This is a genomic window from Pontibacter ummariensis (genome assembly GCF_900188175.1).
In the GTDB taxonomy this organism is placed as follows: Bacteria; Bacteroidota; Bacteroidia; order Cytophagales; family Hymenobacteraceae; genus Pontibacter; species Pontibacter ummariensis.
In genome coordinates this window covers 1-13277 of sequence record NZ_FZOQ01000027.1, presented here as the reverse complement: position 1 = coordinate 13277, position 13277 = coordinate 1, and the positions used below count along the sequence as shown (strand labels likewise).

Annotated in this window: 13 protein-coding genes; all 13 read left to right on the top strand. The window is 47.9% G+C overall.

Translation table 11 applies throughout. The features are described 5' to 3' along the window. The 13 genes from CHB92_RS21170 to CHB92_RS21110 all read left to right on the top strand — a co-directional run bounded on the left by CHB92_RS21170 (position 1) and on the right by CHB92_RS21110 (position 12650). Positions 1-519: a CvpA family protein gene (locus tag CHB92_RS21170; protein WP_089321243.1), complete on the top strand. Its 519-nt coding sequence runs from the start codon at positions 1-3 to the stop codon at positions 517-519. A 105-nt stretch (positions 520-624) separates the two neighbouring features. Continuing rightward, a complete protein-coding gene (locus tag CHB92_RS21165; RefSeq protein WP_089321242.1) occupies positions 625-1194 on the top strand; it encodes an anthranilate synthase component II in 570 nt (189 codons plus the stop codon). Between the two features lie 51 nt (positions 1195-1245). After that, complete coding sequence (locus CHB92_RS21160; protein ID WP_089321241.1) at positions 1246-2019, top strand: alpha/beta fold hydrolase; 774 nt, start codon at positions 1246-1248, stop codon at positions 2017-2019. Next, positions 2016-2681, top strand: a complete 666-nt coding sequence (locus CHB92_RS21155) for a CBS domain-containing protein (RefSeq protein WP_089321240.1) — start codon at positions 2016-2018, stop codon at positions 2679-2681. Before CHB92_RS21160 ends, CHB92_RS21155 begins: the two co-directional genes overlap by 4 nt. A gap of 12 nt (positions 2682-2693) precedes the next feature. After that, entirely contained in the window at positions 2694-4082 is a 1389-nt protein-coding gene (locus CHB92_RS21150) for a BamA/TamA family outer membrane protein (protein WP_089321239.1), read from the top strand. A 10-nt stretch (positions 4083-4092) separates the two neighbouring features. Next, positions 4093-4983: an NAD kinase gene (locus CHB92_RS21145; protein WP_089321238.1), complete on the top strand. Its 891-nt coding sequence runs from the start codon at positions 4093-4095 to the stop codon at positions 4981-4983. 123 nt (positions 4984-5106) lie between these two features. Beyond that, positions 5107-6102 (top strand): DUF6089 family protein, encoded by a 996-nt coding sequence (locus CHB92_RS21140; RefSeq protein ID WP_089321237.1) that lies wholly within the window; start codon positions 5107-5109, stop codon positions 6100-6102. A gap of 44 nt (positions 6103-6146) precedes the next feature. Next, on the top strand, positions 6147-6923 hold the full coding sequence (gene porG / locus CHB92_RS21135) for a type IX secretion system protein PorG (protein ID WP_089321236.1): 777 nt from the start codon (positions 6147-6149) through the stop codon (positions 6921-6923). A 59-nt stretch (positions 6924-6982) separates the two neighbouring features. Then, positions 6983-7726 carry an isoprenyl transferase gene (locus CHB92_RS21130; RefSeq protein ID WP_089321235.1) on the top strand — a complete coding sequence of 248 codons (744 nt, stop codon included), beginning with the start codon at positions 6983-6985 and terminating at the stop codon, positions 7724-7726. Between the two features lie 11 nt (positions 7727-7737). Beyond that, positions 7738-10224, top strand: a complete 2487-nt coding sequence (gene bamA, locus CHB92_RS21125) for an outer membrane protein assembly factor BamA (RefSeq protein WP_089321234.1) — start codon at positions 7738-7740, stop codon at positions 10222-10224. A gap of 15 nt (positions 10225-10239) precedes the next feature. Then, positions 10240-10896, top strand: a complete 657-nt coding sequence (locus CHB92_RS21120; protein ID WP_089321233.1) for an OmpH family outer membrane protein — start codon at positions 10240-10242, stop codon at positions 10894-10896. A gap of 29 nt (positions 10897-10925) precedes the next feature. Further along, a complete protein-coding gene (locus CHB92_RS21115) occupies positions 10926-11528 on the top strand; it encodes an OmpH family outer membrane protein (protein WP_245842776.1) in 603 nt (200 codons plus the stop codon). Positions 11529-11618: 90 nt separating this feature from the next. Then, positions 11619-12650, top strand: a complete 1032-nt coding sequence (locus tag CHB92_RS21110; RefSeq protein ID WP_089321292.1) for an RluA family pseudouridine synthase — start codon at positions 11619-11621, stop codon at positions 12648-12650. The last annotated feature ends 627 nt before the right edge of the window (positions 12651-13277 follow it).

Genomic DNA, 13277 nt, shown 5'->3' with positions numbered 1-13277 from the left:
TTGAGTACATTCGACATTTTTCTGGCATTACCCATTCTGTACGGCGCCTTTCAGGGTTTCCGAAAGGGGCTTCTCCTGGAACTTGTTTCACTGGTGGCCTTGGTACTGGCCATACTAGGCGGACTGAAACTCCTGGATTCAACTTTGCCTGTAATGGAGGGCTTTATAGGAGACGCCCATGGCCTGCTGCCCTATGTCACGTTCCTAGTCGTGTTTGTAGGCATTATTCTCCTGATCCATCTGGGCGGCCTTATCCTAAAGAAGGTAATTGATTTTACACCCTTCGGGCTCTTTGATAATGTGCTGGGCAGCATACTGGGGGCGCTGAAATGGTGCGTGGCTTTAAGCCTGCTGCTCTACGTTTCGGAGATGGCGGGGATAAGCGTGTCGGTAGAGACAGCCTCTGCCTCTATAGTGTACCCGGTTGTTCTTAAAACCACACCTTATGCCCTGGATATTCTGGGCTATGTGCTGCCATTTGTTAAAGCTTTGATTACCTCCGTGCAACGTCATTTCTAGATCTGGAGAAGCAGGCTTTTATAGTTGTGATACTAAGTCTCTACGGCTGACCTAATCCCAACATTTCCTCTTTACATCTGCAAGTTTCGTCATCTCCATATTCCAATGGTGCTCCTGCTCGATAATTTTGATTCATTTACCTACAACCTGGTTGATTATTTCGGGCAGTTAGGAGTAGAGGTAAAGGTAGTGCGCAACAATGTGCCGTTGGCTGAAATACAGCAGCTCCCAGTAGAGGCAGTTGTCCTGTCGCCGGGGCCGGGTGCGCCAAAAGGCGCAGGTTGTATGATGGAGGTGATCCGTTATTACCATGAGCGGGTCCCCATGCTCGGCATTTGTCTGGGGCATCAGGCCTTGGGAGAGTTCTTTGGAGCGAAACTGGAGAAAGGAGTTCGGCCGATGCACGGCAAAGTATCTGAAATTATTTGCGAGCCTGACCCGCTCTTCGAAGGGCTGCCGCAGCTAATGCCTGTGGTCCGGTATCACTCGCTGGTATTGCAGCATGCCCCGGAGAGTATAGTGCCACTAGCCCATACCCAGGCAGGAGAACTGATGGCTTTCCGGCACAAGAAGCTGCCGCTGTACGCCCTGCAGTTCCATCCGGAGGCTGCGTTAACTACTTACGGCTTGCACATGCTCCGAAATTGGGTTAGTATTGCTAATATTGTACACTAATTTAATCGTGTCCTTTCAAAATACGTTTCTTTCAAAAAGTTTTACCCTATAATGAATCTACAAGTCAGACAAGAAGGCGAATTTCAATACATAGACGAGGGAGAAGGAGAAGTACTGTTGCTATTGCACGGACTGTTTGGTGCACTTAGCAACTGGAATGGCGTTGTGGATTTTTTCTCAAAAAATTACCGTGTAATAATTCCGTTGATGCCAATTTACGAGATGCCCCTGCTGAAGGCGGGCGTTCCGGGGTTGGTGTCTTTTGTCGAGGATTTTGTTAAGTTGAAGAACCTGAAGGATATGACCCTGCTGGGTAATTCCCTGGGAGGGCATGTGGCTTTGGTGTATACCCTTAATAACCCGGATAAGGTGAAGCGGCTGGTGCTTACTGGCAGTTCCGGCCTGTTTGAGGACTCTATGGGAGGTTCTTTCCCTAAGCGCGGGAACTACGATTACGTAAAAGAGCGTGTGGGCTATACGTTTTACGACCCTAACACGGCTACGCAGGAACTGGTGGATGAGGTGTTCTCCATTACCAACAGCAATGCCAAGTGCCTGCGCATTATTTCTATTGCTAAGTCTGCGCAACGACATAATATGGCCAAGGATATCACAAATATACAGGTGCCAACGTTATTGATCTGGGGCTTAAACGATACTATCACGCCACCACTCGTTGCGTATGAGTTTAACAGGCTCATGGTGAACTCCGAATTATATTTCATTGATAAGTGCGGACACGCCCCCATGATGGAACATCCTGAGAAGTTTAACAGTATCTTAGAAAGATTCTTACAGAAAACACCCATAACCGCATCAACATGATCGCAGAAGAACTCATCAATCAAATGATACCACCACTGAAGCTTTACGATACCGTAGAGAAGGCTTTGCGTTGGATGGATGAGTTCCGGGTGAATGAGTTGCCTGTAGTTAGTAACCGCAAGTACAAGGGGCTGGCAACCGAACACAGCCTAATAGAGTTGACTGACCGAAGCCAGCAATTAAAAGAACTGGCGCTGGAGTACCTGGATGTGCATGTACAGCAGCGGCAGCACTTTTATGATGTAATGGAGGCAGCCATTAAAAATAAGATACAGGTAGTGCCCGTACTGGATGATGAGCAGGATTACATGGGCATTATTACGATAAACGATACGTTAGCCGCCTTCGGGCAAATGTCAGCGTTGCAGGGGCAGGGAAGCATCCTGGTGCTCTCGATGCCGGAGCGGGACTACTCGCTTAGCCAGATCAGCCGTTTAATTGAGGAGGAGAACGTGAAGATTCTTAGTGCCTATGTTTCGCCAGACGAGCTGGACCCTTACAAAATCAAGCTTACCCTAAAGTTAAATGCCACAGACCTTAGCCGCATCATCGCAACACTGGAGCGCTTCGAATACCGCATCACGGCCCAGTTTAACGATGGCAATGATTATGATGTGGGGCAGGACAGGCTGGACATGCTTTTCAAATACCTTGATATCTAAGCCAGGGCGGTGATGCTGCGTTGCATCTTCTCTGTTTTGCTGTTGTTCATAACCGGAGTCAATGCTCTGGCTATACCGTGCGATGTGCCGGCTGTAGTCGTAAAAGAGATTGTGCTGGAGGGCAATGAAACAACAAAGGCGCCTGTGCTGCTACAGGAGCTTACTTTTGCTCCCGGAGACACCGTTCCTGTTGTGGAGCTGGAGCCACTGCTGCAGGAAAACAGGAAAAGGCTTCTAAATCTGCGGCTCTTCCATCATGTCAGTTACAGCTATGTCTGTGAAGAAGGACTTGTGCAGGTGCAGTTTGAGATGCAGGAGCGCTTCTACCTGTACCCTATCCCTATCTTTGACTTTGCGGACCGCAACTTTAACGCCTGGCTTGAGAAAAAAGACTGGAGCCGCATAGACTATGGGCTTAACCTCGTGTGGCGCAACTTCAGGGGGCGTAATGAGGAGGTGCGGGCGCGGGTACAGCGTGGGTTTAATAAAAGACTAGAGCTTTCGTACCGCCTACCGTACATTAGCCGCAGGTATAACATCGGCGCAGAGTTAAGCGCTGCAGATTACCGCAGCCGTACCATCAGTTACAATGTCATCAATAACAGGCAGCTCTTCTATGAGCAGGAAGAGGGCCTGCCGATCAAACGCAGCTACGTGTCCGGAGCGCTGATACACCGCCAAAGCGTGCAGCGGAGCGAAGGGGTAAGGCTGTCTTACTATCAGGAGAGCATATCAGATTCTGTTGTGCGCCTTAACCCCGAGTACTACACACATAGTCAGGGAGCCCGGCAATACCTTCGCCTGGAGCTGTACAAAGTGATAAACCAACGGAATAACTTTGCCTATCCGCTGGTGGGTAGCTACTTTGAGGCTGGTGTGGCACAGACGCTGTTTCTGCATAACTCCGGCTCTCCCTTTACGACTGTACGGGCAAAGTACGTTAAATACAGCAGGCTGTCAGACAAGTACTTTTATATGGCGGGTGCTGAGGGGCAGTTGCGCTTGGCGAAGGAATACGCCTTTGCAGATAACACCGCCCTGGGCTATAGGTCATATGTAAGAGGGTATGAGCTTTACGTGATAGGGGGGCAACACTATGGCCTTTTTAAGCAAGGGCTGACGCGCTCGCTACTGGATATTAAAAGTATAAAGCTTAAATTTATCGACAACCCGAAGTTTAACAACATACCGCTGGCACTGTATCTCAATGCCTTTACTGATGCGGGTTATGTGGTTGCCAACGAGTTTCACCAGCACAATCCCATGACAAACCGACTGCTGTTGGGCGGCGGTTTAGGGCTGCACCTCGTAACCTTTTACGATGCCGTCTTTCGGCTGGAGTACACGCTGAGCAGGGAAGGGGGCAGGGGCTTTTATTTTAGTGGGAGGTTTCCCTTTTAACAGAACTACAATGAGAATAGCTATACTTGGTAAACCTTTTAATGAGAGTACAGCACCTTTTATTCAGATGCTCTTCGACGAGTTATTGCGCCGAAAGGCAGAGGTGTTGCTGGTAGAGCACTTTCAGTTGTACCTGAAGAACACGCTTAACCTGCCTACAGGTATACAAACTTTTACCCGGGGCGATAAGCTGGAGGACGTGGACGTGGTGCTAAGCATAGGGGGCGATGGCACTTTGCTAGACACTGTAACCTATGTGGGAGAGCAACAAATTCCTATTCTCGGGATTAACACTGGCAGACTGGGTTTTCTGGCCACCATTCCCTACGATAGCATCAACGTAGCCCTTGATGCCCTTGATAAAGGCCATTATACCCTGGACGACCGCGCCTTGATCAGAGTGGACTCTGACCAAGAGGTCTTCGATGGCATCAACTTCGGACTGAACGAGTTTAGCTTGCTGAAGCGTGATAGCTCTGCCATGATCGTTGTGCATACTTATATTGACGGAGAGTACTTGAATTCGTATTGGGCAGACGGTCTCGTAGTGGCAACACCCACAGGCTCTACTGGTTACTCGCTTAGTACTGGTGGCCCTTTAGTACTGCCGCAGACCAACAATTTTGTCATTTCTCCCGTATGCCCGCATAACCTGAACGTGCGCCCCATGATTGTGTCAGACAGAAGTGTCATTTCTTTTGAGGTGGAAGGGCGCAGCAGCAGTTACCTCGCCTCTCTAGACTCGCGGTCTAAACCAGTGGATATGAATGTGCAATTGGCCGTTCGCAGGGAAGACTTTGTGGCAAGACTGGTTAAACTTCATCATGTGAACTTTCTCTCAACATTGCGCAGCAAGCTGAACTGGGGTTTAGATAAACGAAACAACATGATGGGCAGTTGATTTTCTTGTATTATTAGGTTTTAATATTTTTTTATTAGATTGTGTTTAATTCCTAATTTTGTTCTGGTTTACTTGAGGCAGTGGGCAACCAGTTGCTATGGTGTTCCTTAGATAGCTTTCTGTATGTATAAATTTTGGACCCTTCTACTGCTAGCTATGTTTACGCTGGCGTTGGTGCCTACCGATGCTGAAGCACAGGTGTTCACGCAACGTAAGCGGTACAGTTCTTTGGGTTTGACGCTCGGGGCCGGAAATTATTTTGGTGACATTGTGCCTGAACCAGACTTTACAAGTTTCCGGGTTAAGTCGACACGCCCTAGCGTGGCTCTAAATTATACCTACCGCTATGCCCCCCGTATATCCTTTAGAACGGGCTTACAGTGGATTCGTATCATGGGAGATGACATTCTCAGCGCTTCACTGAATGAAGCCGAGAACGCTGGCCGTTATAAACGAAACCTGTCTTTTCGGAATGATTTGAAAGAATTAAGCCTGGGGGTGGTTATTGACCTGTTTGAAAACAGTGAGACTTATGCCCGCCGCCCGGATTTTGTGCCCTTTGCTTTCGTAGGGGTTGCTGTCTTTCATCATAACCCCAAAACATACTATATCAGTGGCTTAAGAGAGGGGTTAGCTGCCGAAAATGATATCCCAACCGGATGGTACGAGCTGCAGCCTTTAGGTACTGAAGGGCAATATGCGAAAACTGGTGATTATCCGGACCCCTATAAACGCATACAGATTGCAATCCCATTTGGCTTGGGCGCACGTTACAAGCTTGACAGGTACTGGGACTTAAGCCTCGAGATAACCTGGAGAAAAACCTTTACAGACTATTTGGATGACAGTAGCGCCGGCTTTGCCTGGAAGTCTGATATTTTGAATGGGGGAGGTGAAAACCCTGTAGCTGCAACTATTCTTTCAGACAGAAGCGCTGAAACTGAGTTCCAGACCATACAAGACCCAAGCGGAACACCTTATCATCTTGTGCCCAGTTATGGCACACCGGCCAACCAAAGGCGAGGAAACAAATCGGACGATGATTGGTATATTACAACGGGCTTAACTATAAGCTACATTATACAGCCAGGCTTCTTAAGGGCAAAGTTTAGATACTAGAATGAACAACATATCGTTGTTTAATTGAACCGCTTTTACTTTTCATGACATTACATATTTTCAAACAGGCACTCCTTATTTGTGCGATGCTGCAAATTGGGGGTGCTTTTTTTAGCTACTCTGCATTTGCACAGGTAAAAGTCCCCGTGACAACCTCTGAGTTAGGCGTCGGGATAGGAGGGGCAAACTATAAAGGTGAACTTTCCCCAAATTATAGGTTCCTGAACAACCAGCCGGCCCTTACAGTGTTCTATCGTCGTGATATGTCTAATGCCGTTACTTTGCGGGGTGGTGTTATGGTTAGCCGCCGTGTTGGGGAGGAAAACAACTTCCTGGACGAGACCTACGCGGAAGAGCGTCCTTTTCATGCCTACCGGCTAGCGCGGCTAAGCCTTACCCTCTTAGAAGTGTCAGGGGGCATGGAGTACAACTTTCTGGATTACTACGATATGAGCCAAAGCCCCCGCGTGTCGCCTTATGTTTTTGTAGGTGTGGCTGGAGTGCTTCATAATGTGCGGCTGTATGTTGACCCTGATACTGCACCCTTTAGCGAGGCTTTTAACTCCAAAATTACCGTTGCTGTTCCTTTCGGGGTGGGGGTGAAGTATGCCCTGAGCAAGCACTGGAATCTGGGCTTGGAGTTCGGGGCACGTAAACTCTTCACCGATCAGTTAGACCGTCTCTCCGAAGAGGATGAGAAGAAATGGGCTAACCCCTATGATAAGGACTGGTACTACTACAACGGCATCAGTCTTTCCTACACTTTCTACCGTACAAACTGCCCTCCTAGCTACCGGAAGCGTCCTGGTCTGTTAGATTAAACAGCATTCCTTCTCAAGTTTATCTTGCTTTTTGTAACTTGCAGGGAAATTGTGTTTTAATGAATCTGAAGGAGAACGTAGACTTAGGCAATTTACCCAAGCACATAGCCGTTATAATGGACGGTAACGGACGCTGGGCAAAGCAAAGAGGCGGCTTGCGAATATTGGGGCATCAGAATGCCATTAAAGCAGTACGGGATACTGTAGAAGGGGCGGCAGAACTGGGGGTAGAATACCTGACGCTTTATGCCTTTTCTACCGAGAACTGGTCGCGGCCAGCGGCAGAGGTAACGGCTTTGATGACCCTTTTGGTCTCGACTATTCGCAAAGAAACTGCTACGCTTAATAAGAACAATATTCGCCTGCAAACTATTGGAAACACAGCTAGCTTGCCAGCAGCTTGCCAACGGGAGTTAACGGAGGCCATAGAACTTACGAAGGGCAACACCCGCATGACGCTGGTACTTGCCTTAAGTTACAGTGGCCGCTGGGATCTTACTCAAGCGATGCAGAGAATAGCTGCTGAGGTGGAGCAGGGACAACTTAAAGCAGACGAAGTAACCGAGCGGACTTTAGAAGAGCGGCTCTCTACTTCCGGTATGCCCGACCCAGAACTGCTTATCCGCACAAGTGGTGAGCAGCGCATCAGTAATTTCCTGCTTTGGCAACTGGCTTACACCGAACTATACATTACAGAGCTGCTTTGGCCCGATTTTAGGAGAGAGCACCTGTACGAAGCAATTATTTCTTTCCAGCGGAGGGAGCGACGCTTTGGAAAGACAAGCGAACAAATTATCAAGTGACAAAGACACTAATGACAAGATGCATCTGGATGCTCGTGTTCCTGCTTATGGCAGGCACAGCCTCTTCTCAGGTTCTGGACAGACCTACCCAAACATCCCCTGTTGACTATTCTCAGCCAAAGCAGTACCGCATCGGTGGTATTACGGTAAGTGGAGCAAAATTTCTGGAGCCAACGGCTCTCCTCTCTGTTACTGGTCTGGCAGTTGGGGATGAAATTACAGTACCCGGCGAAGACCTGAGCCGCGCTATTCAAAAGCTTTGGGAGCAGGGCATTCTGGGGGATGTGGAAGTATACGTAACTAAAGTTGAAGGGGATGAAATTTTCCTGAATTTTGAACTGAAGGAAAGACCTCGCTTGTCGCAGTACCGGTTTTCAGGTATCAGTAAAGCACAGGCAGATGCCCTTCGGGAGAAAGTGCCTTTGCAGCGCGGCCGAATCGTGACAGATGCCGTCCTGAACAGCACCCGTAACGTAATCCGGGACTACTACCTCGAAAAGAGCTTCCTGAATGCCAAAGTAAATATTACGCAGCGCCCGGACTCGGTGCTACCTAATAGCGTGGTATTGAACATCCATGTTGATAAAGGCGATAAAGTAAAAATCTCCGACATTGAGTTCGTGGGTAATGAGGCTTTCCCTGACAAAAGACTGCGCAAGCAGCTGAAAAACACAAAAGAGAAAAAATTCTACAAGATATTCACCTCGTCAAAGTATAACCGTGAGAAGTATGAGGAGGACAAGGAAGCCCTGCTGAACTTCTACCGCTCGGAAGGTTACCGGGATGCAACTATCGTGTCAGATTCTGTTTTCCGGACAGAAGAGGATCGGTTGGGCATACAGATTGTCGTAGATGAGGGAGACCGCTATTACTACCGGGATATAACCTGGAAAGGAAATTACCTGTACGATGACGAGTACCTGTCCAGAGTGCTTGGCATCGCGAAAGGAGACGTGTATAACCAGGAGGAGCTTGAGAAGCGCCTGAACTTTAACCCTACCGGTATCGACGTATCAGCGCTTTACCAGAATGACGGTTACCTGTTCTTCAACATTGATCCGGTTGAAGTACGCGTGGAAGGTGATTCAATTGACCTGGAGCTGCGTGTAACGGAAGGACCACAGGCAACGATTGATAAGATTACCATCACGGGGAACGACAAAACAAGCGATCACGTGATCCTGCGTGAGATCCGTACCCTTCCGGGACAGAAGTACAGCCGCGAAGACCTGATCAGAACCCGGAATGAGCTGGCAGCCCTTGGCTATTTTGACCCAGAAACAATCGGCCTGAACCCTATTCCAAACCCTGCTGAGGGTACAGTAGATATCAATTATAGCGTGGTAGAGCGGCCGAATGACCAGATAAGCCTTTCTGGTGGCTGGGGTGGTGTACTGGGCCCTGTCGGTACGGTTGGCTTAACGCTGAATAACTTCTCTACCCGTAAGATGTTTGACCTTTCGGAGTGGAGACCTATCCCAACCGGGGATGGCCAAAGGCTTTCGCTGAACGTGCAGGCAAACGGCAGGTTGTACCAGTCTTATTCCCTGTCTTTCACAGAACCATGGTTGGGTGGCCGTAAACCGAACTCCCTTACTGTAAGCTTGTACAAGACGATTAGAAGGTATTCTCTTGCAGCCGACGAGGATGCAAGTGCCTCCAGGTTGAATGTAGACGGTGCCGCTGTGAGTTTAGGTCGAAGGTTGAACTGGCCAGATAACTACTTCTACATGAACCATTCCCTGTCGTTCAACAGGTATGACGTGCAGAACCTTAACCTGAGGGGCTTCCCGAATGGTATCTCAAACAGTGTATCGTTAACAAATACCTTAGGCCGCTCAAGCGTGGATAACCCTACTTTCCCTAGAAGAGGGTCGCAGTTCACGATGAGCGTTATCCTGACACCTCCTTACTCGCTGCTTTCTGATAATTATGATGCGAGCCGATTCATCGAATTCAACAAATGGATGTTCGATGCCTCTTACTTCATAAATCTGGCAGGGAATTTGGTATTGAATACCCGGGCACACTTTGGTTTCCTCGGCACATATAGCGCTGATGCCACGCTTGGGCCGTACGAGCGCTTTAAGTTAGGCGGTTCCGGTTTAGCGGGGAATAACCAGCTGGTGGGTACTGAGTATATCGGCCTGAGAGGGTATGATGATGAAACGGTGGTGAATACAAGAGACGCAACGTTGTTAAACTCTGGAGGTATCGCTTACAACAAGTTTGTGATTGAGGCGCGCCAGCTAATTTCCCCAAACCCAGCGGCCACTATTTATGGTTTAGCGTTTTTGGAGGCTGGTAACAATTTCGGGTCTTACGACCAATACAACCCGTTCAAGCTTTATCGCTCAGTGGGTGTGGGTGCCAGAGTATTTATGGCTGCCTTTGGTCTACTCGGCTTTGACTATGCGTGGAGGTTGGATACACTGCCAGGAGGCTTAGACGACAAGCGAGGCATGTTCCACTTCACTATCGGACAGCAGATACGCTAAAGAGAAGGAATTTGTATGAAGAAGTTTTTGTTCATCTTTTTAACAGGGCTTTTACTGGCGTCTGTTTCGCAAGCACAGAAGATTGGCTATATTGACTCAAACTTTATCCTGAGCAAGATACCCGATTACAATAAGGTGCAGCAGGAGATGGATAAATACGCAGAGGCCTGGCAAAAAGAGATAGAGCAACAGCAGCAGCAGGTAGACCAGCTAAAGCAGGATTACAAAGCCGAGGAGGTGCTGTTGACAGAAGAAATGAAGCGAAAGCGTCAGGCTGAAATAGCCAAAAAGGAAACCGAGATGCGGGACTACCAGCGGAAGGTCTTTGGCTACGAGGGCATGATGTTTAGGCGAAGGCAAGAGTTAATGCGCCCAATACAGGACAAAGTGTTTGAGGCCGTGGAGAAAGTATCCAAAGCAAAACGCGTTGATTTCATGATTGATAAGTCCGGTGAGCTGCTACTAATTTACACCAACCCAGTACATGATTATACCGAGTATGTGCTGGAGGAACTAGGGCTAGTATCAGACAGACAGAACACAACGGGCAGTCAGCCGGCGAGTGGCATAGTAGATGATCCGAATAACTTACCTGAAATAGATGTAGGGGAACAACAGGAGGCAACTCCTGCTCCGCCTGCAAAAGGGACAAAGAAGAAGTCAAACAACTAAACTTTCAAATATTTTTAATTAACCAACCAATGATGAACAAAATCAAAACATTAGTAGTAGCGTTCTTACTGATCAGCTTTGCATCTTTTGCTCAGAGCAACGACCAGGCGCCAAAGTTTGGTTATACAAACGTTGAATACATTCTTCTTCAGATGCCAGAAAGCAAGCAGATTGAGTCTGAACTGAAGACACACAGTGCGCAACTGGAAAACAGCTTAAAGCAGAAGTATGCTGAGTACGAAAGCAAGCTGCAGGCATATGAGAAGGGCGCCGCTACAATGGATAAAGTAGTGCGCGAGGATAAAGAGAAAGAGTTGATGAACCTGAACAACTCTATCCAGGAGTTCCAGCGTAATGCACAGGCTTCTCTGCAGCAGAAAGAGAAAGCGCTTGTAGACCCTGTGATCGCCAGAATCGACAAAGCTATCAAAGAAGTAGCAAAAGAGAGCGGATATACTTACGTAATCAGCAACCAAGCATTGCTTGCTGGTCCTGAGGATGGCGATATCTCTCCACTTGTATTGAAGAAACTAGGCGTAGACCCAGCAAAAGCACAGCAGACTCCAGAGCCTGCCGCCGCTAAGCCAGCTGCTGCTCCAGCAACTTCTAAGAGCACTAAAAAGAAAAACTAAGCAAGCTAAAGACTTCTTTCTATAGTTTGAGAAAGCCGATGTGTCTAACTTCGGCTTTCTTTTTTTTACCCTATTTTGTACCTGAATAACGTGGTAGATTATATAGAGACAGACAATAGTACAGAGGATTCGGACGAGTTATACGAGCACTACCGTATAGTAGTGGATGGGGGCCAGGCGCTGCTGCGCCTGGATAAGTTCCTGATGGACCGCCTACCTAACGTAACACGCAATAAGTTGCAGGGAGCCATACGGTCAGAGTCGGTACAGGTAAACCAGAAGCCGGTAAAGGTAAGTTATAAGGTAAAGCCGAAAGACGTTATTACTGTAACGCTGGCAGAGCCACCTCGCGAAACAGACATTGTGCCAGAGAACATCCCGCTGGACATCGTGTATGAGGATGAGGAACTGTTGTTAGTAAATAAGCCGGCCGGGATGGTGGTGCATCCTGCTTATAATAACTGGAACGGTACTTTAGTAAATGCTCTCACATATTACTTACAGAACCTGCCTACTACCCGTAACGGAGAGGGGAGGCCAGGACTTGTGCACCGGATAGACAAGGATACTTCCGGGCTGTTGGTTATTGCTAAAACAGAATATAGTATGGCCTTTTTAGCAAAGCAGTTCTTCGATCATAGCATAGAGCGGACTTACTATGCCTTGGTATGGGGAGTTCCTAAGGAGGAGAGCGGTACCATTGCAGGGCATGTGGGAAGGAGTGTAAAAGACAGAAAGGTGATGGCTGTGTATCCTGCCGGCGACTATGGGAAACATGCCGTAACGCATTATAAGGTACTACAAAGCTTTAAGTACGTTTCTTTGGTGCAATGCAACCTTGAGACAGGCCGTACGCACCAGATACGGGCGCACATGAAGCATATAGGCCATCCGCTCTTCTCTGATGCTACTTACGGTGGCGACAAAATTTTGTGTGGTGCCCCAAACGGAACGTACAAGGCTTTTGTAGAGAACGCCTTTAAACTGATGCCGAGGCAGGCCCTGCATGCGAAATCGCTTGGCTTTGTTCATCCCACTACCAAAGAGCTACTGCAATTCAATTCAGAGCTACCGGAGGACTTCCAAGCTGTGTTAGATAAGTGGAAAATCTATGAGGGCTAGTGGAGCAGGTTAAAGGTTATTGAAGCAGTCAAAGCTGGGAAAGGAGCCGGCGAGAGTAAAGCTTCGTGTAGCGAAGCGAAGTCAGCTGCTAGCTCGATTCAGTACTTTCCCTCCTAAACTTAGGGAGCGCCTTCTGTTTGCCTGATGCTGGGACGGGTTTGTAAATGTTACCTCCAAAGTCAAACCTTCAAACCTTCTGTTTTGAAGGTATGACATGTTTTCCATCCTCAGTAAGCTTTGTGCGCTATCAGGCTAAGGCTGCGACATCTGAGGATGAAACTTGGTTGCTAATACACTGCTATTGGATAGGCCTAAAAACTGGAAGAGGTAATTTGAGGGCCTTGCTTAAGGAAGATGTTCACTTCATTCGGTTATTGAGCGGAAGCTAGGTTCCCTTTCTCCTCCCGATTGTTTGAACTCTTATGTTACTTTGGGGCTATAGCCGCAACAGAGATAAAGTACTGTCAAGCTACTGTGTATGTACGTCTACTCTTTACTATGTTGTCTTCTAAAGTTGATATAAAAAATAGAATGTCTCGTCCTGAAATAAGTTGACGGGTTTGAGACGAAGTTACTTTTTAATTTGAGACCTCCAATGCGTTTGCGTTGGAGGTTTTCTTTTTCCAC